Annotated in this window: 13 protein-coding genes; 5 read left to right on the top strand and 8 right to left on the bottom strand. The window is 40.4% G+C overall.

From position 1 onward, the window contains the following. Positions 1-427: 427 nt before the first annotated feature. Complete coding sequence (locus GJU39_RS11945) at positions 428-1,096, bottom strand: DUF3826 domain-containing protein (protein ID WP_154281033.1); 669 nt, start codon at positions 1,094-1,096, stop codon at positions 428-430. A gap of 418 nt (positions 1,097-1,514) precedes the next feature. Here GJU39_RS11945 and GJU39_RS11940 point away from each other — a divergent pair, with 418 nt between their 5' ends. Beyond that, entirely contained in the window at positions 1,515-2,384 is an 870-nt protein-coding gene (locus tag GJU39_RS11940; RefSeq protein ID WP_154281032.1) for an AraC family transcriptional regulator, read from the top strand. 188 nt (positions 2,385-2,572) lie between these two features. Here the strand turns inward: GJU39_RS11940 and GJU39_RS11935 are convergent, their stop codons facing one another. The 7 genes from GJU39_RS11935 to GJU39_RS11905 form a co-directional block, all read right to left on the bottom strand. Beyond that, entirely contained in the window at positions 2,573-3,505 is a 933-nt protein-coding gene (locus GJU39_RS11935) for a dihydrodipicolinate synthase family protein (protein WP_154281031.1), read from the bottom strand. Positions 3,506-3,564: 59 nt separating this feature from the next. Beyond that, positions 3,565-5,133, bottom strand: coding sequence for a sodium:solute symporter (locus GJU39_RS11930; protein ID WP_154281030.1), 1,569 nt, complete (start codon positions 5,131-5,133; stop codon positions 3,565-3,567). A gap of 284 nt (positions 5,134-5,417) precedes the next feature. Beyond that, positions 5,418-8,867, bottom strand: coding sequence for a malectin domain-containing carbohydrate-binding protein (locus GJU39_RS11925; RefSeq protein WP_245227837.1), 3,450 nt, complete (start codon positions 8,865-8,867; stop codon positions 5,418-5,420). A 50-nt stretch (positions 8,868-8,917) separates the two neighbouring features. Next, positions 8,918-11,734, bottom strand: a complete 2,817-nt coding sequence (locus GJU39_RS11920) for a glycoside hydrolase family 95 protein (protein ID WP_245227835.1) — start codon at positions 11,732-11,734, stop codon at positions 8,918-8,920. Positions 11,735-11,743: 9 nt separating this feature from the next. After that, positions 11,744-13,321, bottom strand: a complete 1,578-nt coding sequence (locus GJU39_RS11915; RefSeq protein WP_154281029.1) for a glycoside hydrolase family 28 protein — start codon at positions 13,319-13,321, stop codon at positions 11,744-11,746. 111 nt (positions 13,322-13,432) lie between these two features. Further along, positions 13,433-14,980 (bottom strand): MGH1-like glycoside hydrolase domain-containing protein, encoded by a 1,548-nt coding sequence (locus GJU39_RS11910; RefSeq protein WP_209437634.1) that lies wholly within the window; start codon positions 14,978-14,980, stop codon positions 13,433-13,435. Next, entirely contained in the window at positions 14,977-17,715 is a 2,739-nt protein-coding gene (locus GJU39_RS11905) for an alpha-d-galacturonidase (protein ID WP_154281028.1), read from the bottom strand. The genes GJU39_RS11910 and GJU39_RS11905 overlap by 4 nt, the downstream gene beginning before the upstream one ends. A gap of 381 nt (positions 17,716-18,096) precedes the next feature. Here GJU39_RS11905 and GJU39_RS11900 point away from each other — a divergent pair, with 381 nt between their 5' ends. The 4 genes from GJU39_RS11900 to GJU39_RS11885 are packed head-to-tail and all read left to right on the top strand — an operon-like array spanning position 18,097 to position 20,923. Continuing rightward, positions 18,097-18,861: an SDR family NAD(P)-dependent oxidoreductase gene (locus GJU39_RS11900; protein WP_154281027.1), complete on the top strand. Its 765-nt coding sequence runs from the start codon at positions 18,097-18,099 to the stop codon at positions 18,859-18,861. A 31-nt stretch (positions 18,862-18,892) separates the two neighbouring features. Continuing rightward, positions 18,893-19,747: a fumarylacetoacetate hydrolase family protein gene (locus GJU39_RS11895; RefSeq protein ID WP_154281026.1), complete on the top strand. Its 855-nt coding sequence runs from the start codon at positions 18,893-18,895 to the stop codon at positions 19,745-19,747. 1 nt (position 19,748) lies between these two features. Beyond that, entirely contained in the window at positions 19,749-20,078 is a 330-nt protein-coding gene (locus GJU39_RS11890) for an L-rhamnose mutarotase (RefSeq protein ID WP_154281025.1), read from the top strand. Positions 20,079-20,101: 23 nt separating this feature from the next. Next, positions 20,102-20,923: an amidohydrolase family protein gene (locus GJU39_RS11885; protein ID WP_154281024.1), complete on the top strand. Its 822-nt coding sequence runs from the start codon at positions 20,102-20,104 to the stop codon at positions 20,921-20,923. The last annotated feature ends 1,125 nt before the right edge of the window (positions 20,924-22,048 follow it).

Raw genomic sequence — 22,048 nt, 5'->3', positions numbered from 1 at the left:
GGTTAGTTGTTATTCAGTTTAGTCGGCTTGGCTGATGGTAGCCGCTTACAACCAGTTGATTGCTGCGCATTACTTTCAATGACAAATATGATTGCTGTTTAATTTCTTTTTAGAAGAGCGGCGATGGTTATAATCAGACTATCGTATCTGGTCATAATACATGATCAATGGCTCATCTTCGTTTGGTATCAATTATTTTGGTTAGAAAATAGGGTTCAATCTTTTAGCTTTAGTAAACAGCTCTTTTGGGGCTGATTAGATTTGATATCAATAATTTGATCAAACCTTATAATTCATTTATCCAGAGAAAAATACTGTTCTAAAACTAAAATCCAAGGTAGGAATAAAATTCATATATAAATGTAACATTCTTGAATAAAAAAATTAAAAAAAAACAGGAGATCATTTTATATCTCCCGATGCCAATCTAATTTTGTCGTGCTTTTGCTTTTCGCCGCTGCTCCCATGCTATCCCCTCTTTTTTAAGGTCGTAACCGGCAGCAGATAAATAGTTGTTGATTCTGCCTTTATACTTCCCGAACCAGGCATGTTTTTTATCTGACGATTCTGCATCCATTGCATGCTCTCTGGCTTCTGTTAACCACACCAGAATCTGTTTTTTCTGATCATCTGTTAGGGTTAGAATCTCTTCCTGATAAGCTTTGTAGGTAATGGGCAATACATTATATGTCATGCCGTTTTTCACTAAATCTACTTGTGCGGCAGTTAATTGCGCCGAAAGTTTATTGAGGTATTTTTTGTGAAGCATGTTTAAAGCACTTTCCGTATTGCGGGTTTCCCTTGCCAATGCCGAATCTCGCTCCGCTTTATTATCTTTCTGCAGTTCTTTAATTTGCTTTACCTTTAAGTCTCTCGCCGAATGTATATCGTTCAGGTTGCTGTATTGATCTTTTATGAGATTCCTAACCTTTTCAGATTTATGCTGATCTGTTATGCCTAAACCAACCACAATTTTGTCAGCCCTTTCGGTAATTGCCTTTTCATATTTTAATTTTTCTTCGGCGGTCATTTGCTGCGCGAAGACTGTAGCTATACTGGAAATGGTAAGTAACAATGCGAAGATTGATGATTTCATATTTGACTTGGTTAAATTTTATCTGATTTGGTTTGTTGAGCCTTTACAACGAACGCATTAGTATGGAAGGGGTTTGTATTGAATCGTTAAAATATTCTTAATCTGGAAATCTTTTGCTGATGCGTACCCCGTATAGAAACCCTAAAATATTTACTGATAACCCCGGAAATTCTCAACGTTTTATTCGGACTCATAATTTATTAATGAACAAAAAATTTATATAAAAATAATTTGTAAGTTCTATATTTGGTTAATCCCTATGGGCATTACACAAAACTCAACAATCAAAAATACTATTTTATGATACTTTTTATCTAGTTATTGTACAATATTATCATAACAACAATAACCAACAACTATTAAAATCTGCTTTACAACAGATTAGAATATTGATGCTAACCAAATTCCTTAACCAAGTATGAAACCACATTTTCATAAAGTTCCGGTAACCCTTCAAAACTCATTTAGCATCAGGCATGATGTAAAACCCGACTTTGGCAATATCTGGCATTATCATCCCGAACTGGAGCTGCATTATGTGATTAAGGGTGAAGGTGTCCGTTTCATTGGTGATAACATCAATAATTTTGAGCCTGACGAAATGGTGCTCTTGGGCGAAAACCTACCCCATACCTGGCGCTGTAAGGATGAATACTTTCAAAATAATCCGGCACTCCATACCGAAGCCATGGTTATGCATTTTCTTCCTGATTGCCTGGGGAAACATTTAATGAATTTACCGGAGGCGTATCTCCTTCCTAAATTATTGGAAAAAGCAAAAGGCGGCATGATTATATATGGTAAGGCGAAAGCGCATTTGGTTTTGCTCATGCGTGCCGCGATCGGCGCCACTAACCTAGACCGAATTATTATTCTCCTTTCCATATTGAAAACATTGGCAGAAACTGATGAATTCCAGACGATTGTAGCCGGCAAAAACGCTTTTTATCAATCCAATGAAGCAGAAACGCTGAGAATCAATAAGATTTGCAATTATACTTTGAGCAATTATAAAAAGGACATTACCCTCGGGGAAGTAGCTTCTTTAAGCAATTTGAGCATTACTTCATTTTGCCGGTATTTTAAACTCATGACTAAAAAAACATTTTATGATTTTCTCATCGAAATCAGAGTAAGCCACGCCTGTAGATTCCTGATAGAAAATAAACTTCCAACCGAGGTTATCTGCTTTGAATGTGGATTTAATAATGTATCCAACTTTTACAGGCACTTCAAAAAAGTGACCGCAATGACGCCGTTGGATTATAAACGTAAGTATTTAAATTAAGTTTACTCGCATGTTTTTGAACCTGCAAGGTTAAAAAACCGCCTACAAAAACCATCATTGCGAACGGAAGACAAGGCCATAGCGATGGTGTGAAGCAATCTGCCTAACGAAAAAAATTGCTTCGTTTCGATGAAGAATCGAAACCCCACACTGACGAAACCGTTAAGCCTGGAAGCCTATAAGTAGTCTCAAATATTAACCTCAATATTCAGTTCACTTCGCAAAGCGGTATAATCTGCAAAGAGCTTATCCACATCTCCAACTACTGCTGAAGTTAACGCACCAACCGCTCTTCGCGTATAAGTTGAAATATTTAAACCTCTTTTTTGCAGGAAATATTTAGATACTGCAGGATAAACAGTATGCATCACCTCCATATGATCAATTAAAAATTGCTGAACCATCGCAACTTCTTCAACTAAAGTCTCATCACTATAATGATTACACAACCAGACTATTAATTCCGGAAAATAATTGCCCTGAATACAAGATAAACCGGAAGCCCCGGCCTTTAAGGATTCTACTGCGTGGGCCATATAAGCATCATACAAACCAAAGGCATGTCCCTCAGTCAAAGCTAGCTTTTGCTTAATCTGCAGCAAATCCAGTGAGGTATCTTTATGGTAAATCACCCTTCCTGTAGCAACAAATTCTGCCAGTTGCTGTGGTTTTAAAACCCTTTTGTATGGAACCGGACATTCATAAAAGCCGAGTGGAATCTCATTGGTTTGCTTCAGTAAATCAAAAACCCGATCGTTGAAAATCGCATCAGAATCACCTTCCCGGGCCAGCAAACCTGTAATTGCGATAACAGCTTCTACGCCTGTGTCGCTCACCTTTTTCACGAAATCTGCCTGTTGTGGGATTGTACCACCGAAGGTACCTGTAGCCACAACCGGAACTGCACCATTTGCAACCTTAACCACATGTTTAATGACCTGAAGTCGCTCTTCAGAATTCAATTCGAACATTTCACTCGAAAGGCAATTGGCGAATAATCCAGATGCACCTGCCTGTAGATAAATTTCTGTAAGTTGCGTTAAGCCAGGATAATCAATGGTTCCATCGCTTAAAAAAGGCGTGAGCATAACCGGGATGAACCCTTTCTGTGCGTTTTCCATCGTAATTTTCTATGGTAAATATTGTGTTTAAATAATCATTTCTGACCAAGTAATATGCCCTAATGCGCAGACTTTGCTTTCTGTTTCTTCCATTTAGTCAGGCCAATTCCCACCAAAAAGATGGTTAATGTACCTACAACGATGATCATATTTTGATGCAGTGGATTTCTAAAAGCTTTATATTCGGGTGGCAGAAGCGAGGAAACTGTCATCCAGATAATCACTAAGATCCCGATAATGGTGGCGATGACAGCTTCGTGATTTTTAGTTCTTTTGCTAACAATGCCTAACAGAAATAAACCCAGCATACCTGCGGCAAAAATGCCCGAAAGCTGCCACCATACATCCAGAATACTTTTCACACCAATCATGGCAATTCCAGCAATCATGCCCAACAAGCCAAAACCAACAGTCGCTACATGCAGCAATGATAAATTTTGCTTTTCGGTAACGTCAGGCTTTAAATATCGTTTGTAAATATCAATCGAAAATACCGTTGCCGAAGCGTTCATTCCTGAGCTGATTGTACTCATGGCCGCCGATAAAATGGCAGAAACAATCAACCCTACCAACCCGACTGGCATTTTAGTCACCATAAAATGTGGCATAATCTTATCTCCGTAATCTGATGGTTGCAAAGCATTTTGGACTTTTAAGAGCTCTGCCGTTGATGCATTTAAGGGCAATCTTTCCAGCGCTACCTGGTGTTTAATCGAAGCAATCAAATCCGGATTAACCTCATAGTAAGCGAACAAACAAGATCCTATAATAAAAAACAGCAGCGATGCAGGGATATATAAACAAACACACAGCCAGATTGAATTTGAGGCAGCCTTACCGGATGACGCGGTATGATAACGCTGGATATAATTTTGATCCATCCCGAAGTTATTCAGGTTGATAAAAAAACCATACAATAAAACCACCCAAAATGACGAACCTACAAAATCTGGCTTGAAGCTGCCGAGACTAAATTTATCGGCAGATTTTCCAATCTCAATAATTTTAGAAACGCCACCATCCATGTTACTAATAATGAGGTATAGGATTAATAGTGCACCAAAGGTCTTCACTACGGCTTGCACCACTTCCGTCCATATTACGGCTTCAATACCGCCTAAAACGGTGTAAATAATGATGCAAATTCCCATCACCACCATAATCATTTGCATCGAATAGCCCGTTAAAGCCTGCAGGCTTAAGGCAATTCCGAAAAAGATAGATCCCATTCTGGCCAGCTGAGTAAGCAAAAAGCAAACGACTGCGTAAACCCTTGCCCAGGCACCGAAACGATTTTCCAGATGTGTATAAGCAGAAATTTCTCCGCTACTTCTGTAAAAAGGAACAAAGTATTTGGAGGCAATCCAGGCGGCTAAGGGCATTGAGATGCTAAAGACAAAAGCATTCCAGTTGCTTCCAAACGCTTTTCCGGGTACCCCTAAGAATGTATTGCTGCTTAAAAATGTTGCATAAATTGATAAACCTATTGCCCATCCGGGAATCAGGCCCGAGGCTTTCGTAAACTGCTCGGAGTTTTTATTTTTTCTAGAAAAATAAACCCCAACTAATATCATTCCAACAAGGTATATGACGATAATGGCCAGATCGAAAATGGGTAGACCTTTCATTATTTGTTGGCTCGTTTATTAATTTGGTTAAAACAAATATGCATGACTAAATATCAACATTAATATCATATTTTGGCTATATGTTGTAGTATGTTAGCCTTTTCGTTATGAGTTGCAGGTTATAAGCTGCCAGTCTAGACGGCTATACCAGGATTTTTAAATATCGTCTTTACCCTTATAAGGTAAACTTACCTTATGGGCTAAAGTTGTAACAAGAAACCAATATACGCCCAGCTCAATAACCTGTAACCTTTAACCCGCAGCCTATAACCCATAACCTTCAACTATTGTACATCCAAAGCATCGATGCTTAATTCATTTGCATCTTTGGCAATCAGGCGAACTTTGTAGCTCCCGGCATTAATCATGCTGCCGGTATTGGTATTTAAATAGTTCCATTTCCCTTCTTTAGTTGGCGCAAATTCTAATGGCTCTGTCTTCATTAAAGTGCCATCAGCAGATAGAAATTCCATGGTAGCTTTTAACACCTCTTTAAAAGGATTATGATATTTAATAGTCAGTGAATAGGTATCGGCGACACCAACCCCTATATTCCATTCTAAAATTCCACCTTTAGCTGCTGTGAATTTTACCCTCGGTTTATCCATCAATTCTGCCCTAACAATGCGCTGTCCTCTTAAAGTTGCCTCGGTTGCCTTATAGGTGGAAACGGTTTTTAAATCATATGCCGGTGCTAAATCACTCGGTGGAATAACGGCAACCGTTGCAAAATCAAAATTCAACGTTACTTCAGCTCCTTTTTTAAACCGCTTCCGGTAAACGGGAAACTTTTCACGCTCACTATTTTCAATTTGTGTTTTGGTATCTTCATAACCCTCTGGTATTTTCGATTGCTCAGCAATCGCTACAAAAACATCCGCCACATCATTTAACTGGAATTTCAGATTACGACTGGTCCCGGAATCCAACGGCTGAATCCATTCTGCACCATATAAGTTTGGTGGCAGTTGCGTGAATCCTTTCTGTTGATTTAAAAACTGACGATCTCCAATATCCATCCAGCTATTTGCCTTGAAATTCTGCTCATTTGCCAGCTTGAATATCGAATTGCTTTGCGCACCTGCTTTTATCTTTTGATTTACAGAAGCAATCGCGATGGCTGAAATAACTGCCTGACCAACCTTGATTTGCGGGAAAGAAACCACCAGCTGCCCTGCCTTCACTTTCACTTTTACCGTCTCTTTCAAAACGTGGTTTGTGCCGGCCAATTTCCAGATATCTACATCTTTCAACACCGTTTTATCATTAATTGCAACATCAAACAACCGCATTTTTTCGGCATCCATTCCACCGCCAATGCCCAGCCAGGGCTCAATAAAATAAAGTTCAACTAAATATTCGCCGTCTGCCGGAATTGGAAAACTAAATTTTAACTGATCTCTTCCATATCTAAATGATTGAAAAAGTTTCCAGTCTTCAGTGCCTTCAATAGGAGAAAATGTTCTTCGCTGACTTGCAAAAAATGCCGGAACACCGGGAAAAGCGGCCGTCCAGGAGGTAGATCCATAATGTTTTAAGTCATTACCAAGTTGCTGATCTGCAAGCCATTCATTACCCAAACGATCCTTATAGGAAGGACCGCCACAATTTAAGCGGTAAAGGTATTGATAACCTTTTTCCGGCTTCAAAACATCCTCATCTTTACCAATTAAACGATTAAAGTTCGGCGATTCCGGCAAATTATTTAATACAATCTGATCTTTTGCAACAGCCTTTCCGTTCACATAACCCACTGCATAAAGTACATTGTATTTAATGTTGGGGTTATTCCACTGAAAATGCGTACCGGTAACGCCACGTTTCTGTTTGCCCAGCGATTCGCCATCTATATCATTAAAAAGCTCCACCTCATCGCAGTTTGAATACACCACAATACTGTCTTTTATTCCGGGTTTGCTCCAGCGGTTTGGCCAGGTATGCGAAACAATGTAAGCCATTGGCTCCGTTTTTTTCGGCGCATAGTTGGCTCTGAACAGGTAAAAAACATCAGTCGGTTCTTCCCAGGGGGTAAACATGCCTTTATAATTCACCGGACCAATTCGATCCAGATCCCGCAGGCCTTCTCCGCCCTGTACCCGACCCGGATTATCATGCGAACTGTATAACCAGAAAAAATGACCTGCCGTTTTATCTTTCACCGTTTCTGCCAAACGCACCTTCGTTTCCATTAAATCGGTCATTTTGTTTTCAGAATAGCCTTTGCCATTCGCATCCGTCTGGTGCAAATCTATCGTTCGCCAGGCACCATACTCCCCTACCAAAACCTGCCGCTGTAAATCTTCACCATAAGTTAATGGATTACCACCGTAAGTACCCGTCCAGTTTTGTGGCACATCCCAATCCGTACCTTTTCCACCGTTGCAAGTAGTTACTTTTCTTTGGGATGAAGCTGTTGGATCTAATTTCCGAATTAGTTCAGTGCATTCTTTTGCGAAGTCTTCTGGTAAAGTACTTTCATTTTCCAGTCCCCAGAGCACTACCGCCGGACTATTCCGCCGTTCCTTAACCCAATCTGTTAAAAGCTTTTTAAAATTAGACCTGAATGCCGGCGTATCATACCAGATGTGTGCCGCCATCTGTGTCCAGCATAAAATCCCTTCCTTATCCCAATAATCAGAATATAACAAATTATGGGGTTGGTGTGCATCGCGAAAAGCATTAAAACCTGCCGCCTTAATCTGCCGCACGCGTGAGGAAATCTGTTCATTTGTAAACGCATGGCTCTGGCCTATTAAATGCTCATATTCTGCAATTCCGTTAACAAAAACCGGCTTTCCATTAAGCAGAAAGACTTTCTGACTTGCCTGTTCACCAATTGGCCAGCTAATCCAACGGATGCCATAGGGGGTTTCCAATGCATCAACCAACTTTCCGTTCGCTTTGATGGTGGTTTTTAAGGTGTATAAGTATGGCTTTTGCAGCGACCATAATTTAGGGTTGACAATTTCATCTGTTTTTTGGCTAACATCTGTAATTTTTCCTGCCGGAAGATTAATTTCTTTATTCAGTGTTTTTTCGAGATTGCCTTCAGCATCAAATAGCTGATTGATTACGGTTATTGATTTTGCTTTTGCCGAATAGTTTTTTACCGTGGTTGTGAAATTTAAAACCGCCGATTTTTCTGAAATTTTATTGTCGTTCCAGATGTGAATGCCGAAAGGCTCTATTCTGGTTTCGTTGGTTACAATGAGGTGAACCGGCCTGAAAATCCCCATAGGCTGCGAGCCTTCAGAAAACCCACGTTCGGTTGAGCAACCGCCATCTACCCAGGGTAAATCCTGAATATTCGCCGGGTGGTCTGCCCGTACTGCCAGTAAATTGTCCTGATTCTGCAACCTGATTACATCGGTTACGTCTAACGTAAAAGTGGTTCTTCCCCCGGGATGATAACCAACTTGTTTGCCATTAAGCCAGACAGTAGCATAAGAACCAACGCCCTCGAAATACAGAAAAAAGCGTTTACCAGCTTTCAAATCATTTGTTTTAAAGCTTTTTCTGTACCATGCATAACCATGTTTATTGCCATGAAGTTTCCGCTGATAGCCTTCGTATTGATCCCAGTTATGTGGAACTGTTACTTTTTTCCAATCGGCAATACTGTATTTTTCAGACTGAAAACCATCATGCGCCTTTATATTTTTTTCATCAGCAATACTCAGCCAGTCGCTGTTCAGCGAGATATCTTTTCGAACCGCCTGTTGCGCTAAGGCCATTTTTGAGCCCAACAAAATGAATAGGTACAAAAGAAGCTTACCGGGTCTCATCATTTTAAATCTCCATTCAATTTATAGTTCTCTCCAGCTTTGGTCTCAATCTCAATTTCCTTAAGCTGATATTTCACCCTGCATTTGCCCCCTACTTTTGATTTAATCTGGAGCGAAGTGAGTTTTCCATTATTCCAAATTAAATCTACCTCAAAACCGCCCCGAGCTTTCAAACCCATAATATTACCATTGGGAATAGCCGTTGGAAGCGCTGGCAAAATATCGATATACCCCTGGTGACTTTGCACAATCATTTCGGCAATGCCTGCTGCCCCACCGAAATTTCCGTCGATTTGAAACGGCGGGTGTGCATCGAATAAATTCACATAGGATCCGGCTCCTGTACCTGCTGGTTTCATCAGCATTTTAATCAGCTTCATGGCATGGTCGCCATCTTTAAATCTCGCCCAAAAATTGATTTTCCATGCCAGGCTCCACCCGGTGGCCTCATCTCCCCGGTATAAAAGGGATTGTTTTGCGGCATTCATCATCTTCGCGTCCTTGTTCCAGGTGATGTCGTTCCCGGGATAAACGCCCCACAAATGGGATACATGCCGGTGTTTACTGGCGGTATCATCTTTATCTTCCAGCCACTCTTGCAACTGTCCGTATTTGCCAATCTGATTGGGTGCAATCTGGTTGATTTTGTCTACCAAAGACCTTTGAAAAGATTCATCTGCTTTTAACACCTGTGCCGCAGCGAGGCAGTTTTTAAACAACGAGCGGATAATCTGGTGATCCATTGTTGGTCCGGCCACCATACCTCCATTTTCCGGAGAATTTGAAGGTGTGCTGATTAACCAACCGGTTTTTGGATCTTTTACCAGAAAATCTTCAAAAAAAAGTGCCGCTTGTTTCATCAATGGATAAGCTTCTTTTTTCAAAAATTCCTGATCCTGCGTAAACAAATAATGTTCCCACAAATGCTGACTCAACCACCCGCCTCCAGTTACCCAAATGCCATGATCAGACGCATTTATTGGCGAAGTTCCATTCCAGATATCGGTGTTGTGGTGCAAAACCCAGCCTTTGGCATTGTAATATTCTTTTGCGGTTACCGTACCAGCTTTTGCCAAACCTTCTATTTTTTTGAATAACGGCTCGTTTAAAGCCGATAAATTTAATACCTCCGCGGGCCAGTAATTCATTTCCATGTTAATATTCGTCGTGTATTTACTGTCCCATGGTGGTGCAAGGAGATCATTCCAAATTCCCTGAAGATTTGCAGGCTGTGTTCCCGGCCGCGAACTGGAAATTAGTAAATAGCGGCCATATTGCATGTAAAGGGCCGCGAAGCCTGGATCGTTGGCCGTAGCAAACTGTTGTAAACGCTCATCTGTCGTCAGTTTTTCATTTTCTGAGCGACCGAAATCTACCTTGAAAGTATTGTAGTATTGCTGGTATTCACGAATATGATCTTGTTCGATCTGCGAATATGCTTTTCCTTTTATTGAATTTATTGCTTTTGTTATCGCAGTTGCTGGATTGCCGGAAACATCATTTGCGCTGATAAAATTGGTTCCTGTGGTAAGGTAGAGCGTTACTTCATCTGCTTTTTGAATGCTGATTTGGTTATTAATTGTTTTTACAAGGCCGTTTTTAACAACAGCCGTTAACCTGCTTTCACCCCGTAATGCACCATCTTTAACTTGTACGGAAAGGGAAATGGTATGCTTATCCAATACTTTAACAACCGAGTGCTGATGAACGCTCGAAAGGGCTGCATCAAAACTGACAGAAGCTTTTCTATTGGCACTTAAATGAATTACCACTGCCTGATCAGGCTGGCTGGCGAAATACGTTCGCTGGTATTGAACATTATTTACGCTATACGAAGTTTTGGCAGTTGCTGTGGTTAAATCAAGCGATCTCCGGTAATTTGTAATTGCTGCTTTTCCATGATTAAACCGAAGATTCAAATCGCCAAAGGGCTGATAACTGGCCTGATAATGAGGAATTTCCGGAGGAGCCGCATTTTGAATTTTATATTTCCATTGCTTAACCAGCGAAACGCCCGTTTCTATGTTAGAACCTATCGGATAAATACCGATTTTTTTGGTTACGTCTTTGTATCCACCAATACCACCACGATTATAGAAGTTAAGCACCTGGATGGCAATGGTATTGTTTCCCACCTTAATCAGTTTTGCCGGAATAGTATATTTCCTGGCATCAGTGCCCGCTGTCTGACCCAGCAGGCTACCGTTTACATAAGTGAAATCCTGATCGAAGATCTTATTCAGGTCTAACACTAAATCTTTTCCAGCCCAATCTTTAGGCACACTAAACGTTGTTCTGAACCATACCGCCCCGTCGAGGTTATCTAATCCAACCCTTTCCCACCCTTCGTAAGAGGGAACTTTTATTGTTTTCCAAAGCCGATCGTCATAATTGGCCGAAGCAGGATTTCCTGCAATGCCCTTTCCGGCGCTGATTTCCTTTATCCAGGCATCACGGTCTCCAGCCTCACTTTGCAAGCCCATAAACTGTGCTTGAGCCAGGGTCTCAGCTTCCTTCTGTTTGCCTTCAAAAAGTAACTTTCTAATTTCCGGCAGGTATTTCGATGCGCCTTTTCGATTGTATTCCCGCGGTTTGCCTGTCCATAATGTTTCTTCATTGAACTGAATCTGATCGTTTGCCACACCTCCAAAAACCATGGCCCCCAAACGGCCATTACCAATTGGCAATGCATCCGTCCATTTTTCTGCCGGTTTATTATACCAAAGGCTTTGGTCTCTTTCCTGCGCTGCGAGCGAAACAGATAAACAGAACAATAACGTAAAAAGCAATAGTGAATTTCTATTTGGCAACATCATAACTAAGAATTACTGACCTTTATCGCCAGAGATTACATTGATCGGTTCTAAGACTTCCTGACCTTTTTTAACTGCTGACTTTACATTTCTGAAATTGTTATTTCCTAAGGAAATATTTTTTGTTGTTCCGCCACTCAGCTTTAAATAAGTTGTGGTTTCTTTTGTAGGAAAAGCATTATACAAAAATACATCCTGTACATTTCTCAAATCAACCACCGCAACATTATCATGGGGCTGATAGGTTTTTAAACCATCTATAACTAGGTTATTCACCTTGGATGCAATAAGCGATGGTCCTGTTTCAGTATTCACCTGGACATTATGAAATTCAATTTTATCAGCAGCGCTGATATTAAAACCCGTTTTAGCTTCCATATTGATGTCGTTGAACGTGATGTTCTCGATCGGCATTTCCTCCAGGCCGTTTAGGTAAGCAGCCTGATTTACCTGACCGGTAATATTGCTAAAATGAATATTCCTGAATTTAGGCGTCCTTACGGAAACCGGCTCAACATTGGTTTTCGCATACTGCATATCCAACACAATGGCCTGTTGCTTAATGTTTTTCATAATGATGTTGCTCACGCGGATTTCTTCTACCACACCGCCTCTACCCCTCGCTGTTTTAATGCGGATTCCGCGATCAGTACCGTCGAAAACACAATTAGAGATGGTAATTTTACGCACATCGCCAGACATTTCACTCCCGATAACGACGCCTCCATGACCAGATAACATGGTACAATTGGTAATTACATAGTTTTCTGCCGGAACAGCCATCTTCCTTCCAGGTTCGTCTTTACCAGATTTAATGGTAATGCAATCGTCGCCTACGCTGATGTGACAGTCGGAAATGTGAACGTTTTTACAGGATTCCGGATTGATTCCATCCGTATTGGGCGAATGCGGGTTATTGATGGTTACAGCGTGAACCTTTACATTTTCGCAAAACTCGGGGTTCACCGTCCAGAATGGGGAATTCCGAATGGTGATTCCATCAATCAATACGTTTTTACAAAACATGGGTTGTATAAACGGTGGCCGAAGGAAACCACGTTGCATTTGTTTCGGATCATCCGGCAATACAATATCTTTATTTAGTCCGTCGAACATGATTTGCCATTTAGAACGTGGTTGGCCTTCTTTGTACCCTTCTACAAAACCCCACCACTTTTCACCGTGGCCATCAATTAATCCGCGACCGATAATCGATATATTTTCCGCTTTGTAGGCATAAAATAATGGCGAGAATGAGGTTACGTCAACGCCTTCATATCGGCTTTTAACCATGGGGAGATAGTCGTCGAAATTATCGCTAAAATGCAATTCTGCACCGGCATCTATAAAAATCGTGATGTTACTTTTCAACTGAATAGCACCGGTGAGGTACTTTCCTGCGGGGAAATAAATGGTACCACCTCCGTTTTTAACCGCAGCATCAATGGCTTTTTTTATCGCTTGAGTAGCCAGTTTGCTGCTGTCGTTTTTTGCACCGTATTTTAAAACGTCGTAATATTGCTGGGCATTAACGTTTAATGAAGCCACGATGGCGAGTACGATAATTAAGGTCTTGATCAGGTATTTCATTGTTTCATTATGCTTTTAAATATTAATTCTGCTTATACTCCTCTTCAGGAAAGGTTGCTTCACCCCTTCCCAAACCCTACACTTTGGTTCTCAATGAGGAATTTGCGCTCCCTACTTCATTAAAACTTCGATATGCTTTAACGTTTTTGATTGATGGATCTGCTTGCCATTCACATAAACCGAAAAGCCCTTCCCACTATTATATTTCTTACCCGTTTTATCCCAGATCAGTGTAACCAATTGATCATGATATGTTACGTTATCTAACTTAAACCAATCCCATTTGTTCTTTGGTATTAATGGATAAACCTCCAGTACATTATCCTGACGAGGCTTGATGCCAATCAGATCATTAATAATCAAATCGCAAAAGGTCGAGTGATTGTAAAAACTACTTCTTGGATTATCACCTTTCAGCCACTCACCTGTTTTCTCATCCTGATACTCGCCAATATAAGGCCTGCCATTTTTTACATGAGAAGCGGCGTATTGATGCAGTTCCTGATAAAAAACATCAGCATTCATTTTACCATGTTTCTTATAATTGGTAAGCAGATTCGAAAGCCCTTTTAGGGTTTGCGAACTGGCGAAGGGCCAGAGTGCACCATCCCATTCGCAACTGTGACCGGAGCCACGGGTTCTGAAAGTCGGTTCTCTGCGCTCAGCAGTTGTTAAACCCCACGGCGCTTTAAAACCGGCAGTATCCAACAACTGATCCCAGGCTTTTGCATAAGTAGCATTGTCGTTTGGCAGGTTGAAATCCCAGGGTGTAAAACCGATGGCCTCCCTCACATTTGCGAGTCCTCCTTTGGCTTTCCTGGTTTCAAAAAACATTGATTTTGCATTCCACAAACTATCCTGAACCAACTTTTTTAATGTCATCGCTTTCGCCTGGTATTGATCGGCCAGGGCTTGATCGCCAAGCAAGGCAGCTATTTTATGTAGTGCCATCGCATTACCATACATATAGCTGTTAATGGTTGGGCGTTGGTTCTGATCTCTTCTAGATCCGCTGACGGATTCTTCCATCCCATCCTTCACATCATTTTGCCAGAATAATCCATCCTTTCTTTGTCGCTCTGTCTCCCATTTTGTATAATCAGCATCAAGGGCAGGCAAAATTTCTTTTAGAAATGCCTGATCGGGTTTAACCAGAAAGTTCTGATAAACGGCATCATCAATCCAGCTGCTAAACTGGTGGAAACGTTGCTTGCTCTGACCTACGTCCGCTTTGTATAGCCAGAATTTAATATAATCCTTAAGGTAGCTGTTGTCTTTAAACCAGCGACCTTCATAAATATGGTGGCCTGAAGCACAGCTGATGGAATTATATTTACCAGCATGTTTAACCGGCTCTATAAACTCGGTAAAGATAAATCCCTCCGGACTTTTTACCAGGTGTTTCCTAAAACTCCATAAACGGTAGTAATAATTCTGCTCTAAAACCGAATCCGGACATTCAAACAAGGGTGCCTGATCTGCCAGAAACTCGAAAGCCTGCGCATTTGAAATGTAGTTTTTAACGGCTTCAGTATCTATTGAATTGAAATATTCAACATACTTTTTCAATTGACCGGTGTTTGCCTTTTGTTGAGCAAAGCCGGTTACAGTTGCAATTGATAAACCAATTGCAGCGATTAAATTTCTCTTTTTTATCATTCGAATAACCAATCTATATCTTTTCCGCGTCCATCTAAACCTGCATTAAATATCCTCAGTTCCTGCTTATCATCAATAAAACCCAATACCAGGCATTCGCCTTTTCCTAAGTTTAACGTATGTGTTCCAGCCGGGAAAGAATAAGCGTGAACATTTGCCGGGGCATAACCATTTAGCACCAAAGCGTTAGAGATTTTAATTTCAGATTGCCCATAGTTATTTGCACTGGCATCTGTTTCCAACTGTGGAGACGCCAGAAATTCAGGATCTTTTTGATTAAAAAAAGCAACCAAAAGTTTCACTGGCGACTTTGCATTAAACTTGATTTCTGTTCCGGCTTTAACTTGCTTCCCCTTCGCCAGTTTAACCCCTTTTAAGCCAGCCAACTGTTCGGCAACCTCTTTAATTACAACAGCTGTATCAGCAAAAACAGCTACATTTTTATTAATTACATAACTTTCCGTTTGATTTAAAACGGTGACTTCTGCAGGCTTATAAGGAGTAATTTTTGCCACAGCGTTTCCTTTAACAGACTTTAAAGAATCTATGCTTTTTTTAAAATGATTCAGTTCTTTTGTAAAAACGGGCAGCATCTCTTTCCAATGGATGAAGGTTTTGTCTACTCCACGCATTGGTATTTTGCGTTGTTTAGTTTGCATACTATTGGCGTACAGGTAATGATCTTCTGTTAGCTTTACCAGCTTTGCGTAATGATTAACGCTATTCTGCAAAAATGGAAGTGCTTTTTCAAGGTCGGTCACGTCGTTAGAATATTTATACCTTAGTACCCAAAGGGCCGATTTAACCTTCTCCGCATAAAAATTAGCCATTGCATCGTAGCAATACATATCGTTTTTCAGGCGGGCAAATTCTGCAGTATCTTTGGTAACGAAAGCCGAGGCTTCATTGATCGAAATCAAAGCCTTTTTTCCATGTTCTACCACTTCTTTTGCAATCTGAACAGGCGTTTCACCAATATGGCCTTGCTTTTTCCATTCTTTTTCAGCGTATTCGATAATCATTTCTCCTTCCGGTGCCTCAGATTCGTACATTAAAGTGAACAGACCGTAACGGAAAGGATTGATAAATTGCGTCATCAACATGCCTAAAGTCAGCGTCTGTCTGTTCCCATCCGTAATGCCATACCTTCGCAGCAACTTTGGCGAAATCTCTCCAGCTTCTTCGTAAGCATTTAAAATGGCTTTTCCACCCGCGAGGCTTGAACCGTACTTTTTAGCTAACTCTTCACCCCAATAATTTATTTCCTGGCTACGATCGCGCATCGGGTTCCAGGCATACCTCGCCCATTCTTTATACCAAATCCAATCGCGGTCAATTTGTAGTTCCTTGCCCTTGACATCATCTGCAGTGTAAGGCCAGTCCCAATAGCTGGCTTGCGGATATAAATGCAAACCTTTTGCACCATAAATCTTGTTCATTGCCTGTACCGATTTTTGAATAAAATCGGCCGAGCCATATCTAAAAGGTTCCAGATTGGCTAAAATATGAACGTTGGAAATATTAACCGTTCCAATGGCAGCCAGCTTTCTATTTAACTCGGCCCATGCGCCCCGCGGCTCATAGGTAGTTAAAGCTTCGCCATTGAACTTATTTTCAGTATATAAATTTTTATACAGGGGCAAGGCCGCCTTCATTACCGCTGGCGCATCCGTATCATGCGCCCTTAAAACAAGTGGCGGCTCGCCCTGAATATTAGCAGCCTTTAAGCCGTCTTTAACACCTGGGATAATTGTTTTAGTAAACCAATCGATATCATCCTGACCAACACCTTCCATCGCTTCACCCAGCGCCACCATTAAACCAACGTTTGGGTATTTTTTTACAAAAGCAGCGATGGACTTTCTGGTATAATCGGCAATTAGCGGCACAATCGGACGGTTCCGGTCTTGCGTTTTCAATCCATGTTTATCTGCAAAGGGCTTCGGAATAATAATATTATAAAACATTTGAATCACCCAGATGCCGCGTCTATCCGCTTCATGGGTGAGGAACTGGAAAATTTCTTCATTTTTTTTTAATGTTGCATCATCCACCTCTACTGCGTAAGGATAATCTTTTAAACGGATGAGTGAAGAAAACGGGTGACCATTCCACAGGTAAAGCGAATTATAACGGTTCTCGACCATCATATCTAAATACTTAATCCATAATGCTTTGTCGTAGAGCCAGGGGAATGTTTCTGGCGTGTACGGATACTCGTAAACATCATGACCAGGCAGGTAATCAGGCTTTTGCAGGCCAATACACGTACCACGAAGCACCATTTCCGGGCGATCAGTAAGTGCAATTTGAGAAGGTATTTTTTGCTGTGCTTTGATCTGATCAATCAGTTCCAGGCAACCATATAAGGTACCGGATGCATCGGCCCCTAAAACATAAAGTACATTATCTTTACCTTCGGTGATGGAAAAACCTTCCTTCCCTGCACCAATAGCTTTATCCCTTGATGATTTCGGCAACAGCGTAAAAGCTTTGTCGCTGGCCAATCCCACTACAATTGCATTTTTCCCAGTAGAATATTTTTGTTGATTTTGAACCTTGGTACTATAGCCGATTTTGTTAAGGGCTTGAGCAAGTCGTTCGGCACCGAACTTAATTCTTTCGGTACTATTTGAGGAAATGATTATCGATTTTTGTTTTTGGGCAGACGCTGAAACTATTGAACTGATCAGAAACAATAAGGTACAAAAAAACGGAAATGTGAATTTTCTCATTTAAACTGGCGCTAACACTACAAGCCTTTCTCAAGGTTTACAGCGACTATTTGGTTAAAATATTTATTTAAATATAAAAATATTATTCAAATATAAGGAATATAGCTTTTGCGTTTTGTAAAATTTCCGCAAGGTAAAACGGCTTAAATGCCCCGAAATGAAGGATGGTAATATTTATGAAGATTTAGATAAGAAGATAAAATGTTTAATCAACATTATTTATTTTATTTGTATCTGTAATCTAATCAATATTATTTAAAGGCGGTGAATGTAATATTTCCATTTATCAGAACGGAGCAAAATGAACGTTATATTAACACTGCCATAATTTTTAATTTCTATCTTTCGATTATCGAATCAATCATCATTTAAACCATAAACATGTTTTCATTAACGAACAAAAAAGCAGTAGTAACTGGCGGAGGAAGTGGCATTGGAAAAGCGATTGCAACCATTTTGGCCAGGCAAGGTGCTGAAGTTCATATTTTAGAACTCGGCATTGAGCAAGCTGAATCTACACTTGCAGAAATCAACGGCAATGGCGGCAAAGCTTTTAGCTACGCCTGCGATGTGGCAGATCATCAAAATGTGAAAGAAATTTTCAATCAGATCGGGGCGATTAATATCCTGGTGAACAATGCCGGTATTGCTCATATTGGCAAAGCAGATACTACAGAAGAATCTGATTTCGACCGCGTAATGAACGTGAATGTTAAAGGTGTTTATAATTGTTTATATGCTGCAATTCCACAACTCCGGGCGGCTGGCGGTGGCGTGATTATCAATATGGCTTCGATTGCATCCTTAATTGGCCTGCCAGATCGTTTCGCTTACAGCACCGCGAAAGGCGCCGTAAAAGCCATGACCATGAGTGTGGCGAAAGATTACATCGGCGAAAATATCAGGTGTAATTCTATTTCTCCGGCCCGGGTACATACGCCGTTTGTAGATGGTTTTTTGCAGAAAAATTATCCAGATAACATCGACGAGATGTTTGAGAAACTATCTAAAACGCAACCGATTGGCAGAATGGCCAAACCGGAAGAAGTTGGCGCTTTAGCCTTATATTTATGCAGCGATGAGGCTTCCTTCATCACAGGTTGTGATTACCCGATTGATGGCGGCTTTACCACTTTAAACAACTAACAGAATTCAAATACATTTATAAGTAAATAAGATGAAATTAATCAGATTCGGCGAGCCGGGAGCAGAAAAACCAGGTGTGATAATCAACGATAACTATTTCGATGTTTCGGCATTGGTGAGCGACTATAACGAGGAATTTTTCGGTGGTGATGGTTTAGAAAAACTAAAAAAAGACATCGAATCGGCTGACTTACCAGAAGTTGATAAAAGCGTTCGTTTAGGCGCTGCTTTGGCCCGCCCTTCTAAAATTATCTGTGTGGGTTTAAATTACAAAGACCATGCAGCAGAAACCAATGCGGCTATCCCAACCGAACCGATTTTATTTTTTAAGGCAACATCGGCCATCGTTGGTCCGAATGACGACCTGATAATCCCTAAAAACAGTAAAAAAACCGATTGGGAAGTGGAACTGGGAATTGTAATCGGTAAAAAAGCCAGCTACGTTTCAGAAGAAAATGCTTTAGATCACATTGCAGGCTACGTGCTCCATAACGATTACAGTGAACGGGAATTTCAGATTGAGCGTAACGGACAATGGGTAAAGGGCAAGAGTTGTGATACTTTTGCGCCAATCGGGCCATTCATCGCTACCCAGGATGAAATTGCAGATGTACACAATCTTCGCCTTTGGTTAACTGTAAACGGAAAAACCTTACAGGATGGAAGTACAGCTAACTTAATATTTAATGTGCCTTTTATGGTGTCTTACATCAGTCAGTTTATGACACTTCTTCCAGGCGATGTCATTTCTACCGGTACACCAGCTGGCGTTGGCCTGGGCCAAAAACCTGAACCATGGTATTTAAAAGCAGGCGATGTAGTGGAACTAGGTATTGATGGATTAGGCACTAGTAAACAAGAAGCTATTGCTTATAGCGCAACATAAAATGAGGAGATACTGCTTAACACTCGATTTGATAGATGATGAAAAACTGATTAGCGAATATAAGCAGTATCACCTTCAAATATGGCCGGAGATTACCGAAAGCATTCAGTCTGCAGGCGTAGAAGATCTGGAAATCTATCTGCTCGGAAACCGGCTCTTCATGATTATGGAAGTGAATGACACTTTTTCTTTTGAAGAGAAATCTGCAGCAGATATGGCCAATTCAAAAGTTCAGGAATGGGAAATGCTGATGTGGAAATATCAGCAGGCATTACCGCGGGCCAAACCTGGCGAAAAATGGCTTTTAATGGATCAGATTTTCAAATTATAATACCCATAACTAACGCTCCACTTATGATAGATACCCACGTTCACTTTTGGAATTTTAGTCCGGTTAAAGACAGCTGGATTACAGATGAGATGAGTGTAATTCGCCATGATTTTACACCCAAAAACCTCACCCGTACATTTAATGATCTGCAAATTTCTGGTTGCGTAGCCGTTCAGGCTAGTCAGACAGAACAGGAAAATGAGTTTTTACTTACGCTGGCAGATCAAAGTGAACTGATTAAAGGAATTGTAGGTTGGGTGGACCTCAAAAGCCCTGATCTTGGCAGCCGACTTACCTATTGGAATAACTTTAAAAAGATAAAGGGCTGGCGCCATGTGCTTCAGGCAGAAAGCGCAGAATTTATTCTGGATCCTGCTTTTATCGGTGGTATCAAGCAGCTTAAAAACTTCGGTTACAGTTATGATTTATTGTGTTACCATAATCAGTTGGAAAGCATCATCAAATTGGTTGATCAAGTTCCTGATCAACCATTTGTTCTGGACCATTGCGGTAAACCCGATGTTAAAAGTCAGGATTTAAAAACCTGGACGCAAAATATAAAACTATTGGCGGAGAACCCGAATGTGTTGTGCAAGATTTCAGGATTATTGGCCGAAGCAGACTGGAAGAACTGGAAAGAGATTGAACTTTTTAATTGTTTCGATGTCGTTTTCGAACATTTTGGCGTAGATCGGGTGATGTATGGCAGCGACTGGCCGGTAGTTTTAGTGAGCAGGCCATATCAGGATTGGTTTAATCTGGTGAGTAAATATGCAGAACGGTTTAGTTCTTCAGAAACGAAGTTGATCTTTACCGATAATGCGAGGCGGTTTTATAAGTTGTAGCGTGTATTTTTTACTGCTTGTTTATTTGGGCTAACTGCACTTGATCATAATACGGTATATGGTACGAACTATGAGCTGTCGTCACTAGAATTTATTGAAAAAAATATACCATCTAAGGTATGGACGAAAATATACCCTGTGAGCTTATAGGAAACTTATATGCCTTAATGTTTAAATTTCTTATTGCTAAACCCTTGTAAACATTTCGGTATTTTGTTTTACCATATAAGATATTGAAGGAAATATAAGCCGTTTAGCTTATATGTCTTAATAGTTGTAGCGTGTATTCGTTGCCTGTTGTTTTATCTGGACCAACTGCACTTGATGCCTATATGATATAAGGCATGAACTATGAACGGTCGTCACACTGAATTTAGTTCAGGGCCTATTCAACCAATCAAAATCAATTTTTTTCAGCAATCAGAAGTTATAATCACCCAAATCAAAAAGATCACCGCAGACGCTATTTTCCACTTTTGCTAAAATCATTTAATCGGAAAATGTTTACCATCTAAGATATGGACGAAAATACCCTGTGAGCTTATATGAAACTTATATGCCTTAATGTTTAAATTTCTTATTGCTAAACCCTCTAAACATTTTGGCATTTTGTTTTACCATATAAGGCATTGAAGAAAATATAAGCCGTTTAGCTTATATGAAAAACTTATATGTCTCAAATAGTTGAAGCCTGTATTCGTTGCCTGTTGTTTTATCTGGGCCAGCTGCACTTGATCCCTATATGATATAAGGCATAAACTATTAACGGTCGTCACCCTGAATTTAGTTCAGGGCCTATTCAACCAATCAAAATCAATTTTTTTCAGCAATCAGAAGTTATAATCCCCTAAATCAAAAAGATCACTGCAGACGCTATTTTCCACTTTTGCGAAAATCATTTAATCGGAAAATGTTTACCATCTAAGGTATGAACGAAAATATACCCTGTGAGCTTATAGGAAACTTATATGCCTTAATGTTTAAATTTCTTATTGCTAAACCCTCTAAACATTTTGGCATTTTGTTTTACCATATAAGGCATTGAAGAAAATATAAGCCGTTTAGCTTATATGAAAAACTTATATGTCTCAAATAGTTGAAGCCTGTATTCGTTGCCTGTTGTTT

This window comes from Pedobacter petrophilus (genome assembly GCF_009674725.1).
Lineage (GTDB): Bacteria > Bacteroidota > Bacteroidia > Sphingobacteriales > Sphingobacteriaceae > Pedobacter > Pedobacter petrophilus.
Note: the sequence above shows the minus strand (reverse complement) of the source record. Positions and strands in the feature narration are given on the sequence as shown.

Coding starts and splice junctions, on each gene's coding strand:
- GJU39_RS11920 (WP_245227835.1), bottom strand. CDS start 11,734: ATGATGTTGCCAAATAGAAATTCACTATTGCTTTTTACGTTATTGTTC.
- GJU39_RS11910 (WP_209437634.1), bottom strand. CDS start 14,980: ATGATAAAAAAGAGAAATTTAATCGCTGCAATTGGTTTATCAATTGCA.
- GJU39_RS11925 (WP_245227837.1), bottom strand. CDS start 8,867: ATGGCCTTAGCGCAACAGGCGGTTCGAAAAGATATCTCGCTGAACAGC.
- GJU39_RS11890 (WP_154281025.1), top strand. CDS start 19,749: ATGAGGAGATACTGCTTAACACTCGATTTGATAGATGATGAAAAACTG.
- GJU39_RS11905 (WP_154281028.1), bottom strand. CDS start 17,715: ATGAGAAAATTCACATTTCCGTTTTTTTGTACCTTATTGTTTCTGATC.
- GJU39_RS11915 (WP_154281029.1), bottom strand. CDS start 13,321: ATGAAATACCTGATCAAGACCTTAATTATCGTACTCGCCATCGTGGCT.
- GJU39_RS11895 (WP_154281026.1), top strand. CDS start 18,893: ATGAAATTAATCAGATTCGGCGAGCCGGGAGCAGAAAAACCAGGTGTG.
- GJU39_RS11930 (WP_154281030.1), bottom strand. CDS start 5,133: ATGAAAGGTCTACCCATTTTCGATCTGGCCATTATCGTCATATACCTT.
- GJU39_RS11945 (WP_154281033.1), bottom strand. CDS start 1,096: ATGAAATCATCAATCTTCGCATTGTTACTTACCATTTCCAGTATAGCT.
- GJU39_RS11940 (WP_154281032.1), top strand. CDS start 1,515: ATGAAACCACATTTTCATAAAGTTCCGGTAACCCTTCAAAACTCATTT.
- GJU39_RS11935 (WP_154281031.1), bottom strand. CDS start 3,505: ATGGAAAACGCACAGAAAGGGTTCATCCCGGTTATGCTCACGCCTTTT.
- GJU39_RS11885 (WP_154281024.1), top strand. CDS start 20,102: ATGATAGATACCCACGTTCACTTTTGGAATTTTAGTCCGGTTAAAGAC.
- GJU39_RS11900 (WP_154281027.1), top strand. CDS start 18,097: ATGTTTTCATTAACGAACAAAAAAGCAGTAGTAACTGGCGGAGGAAGT.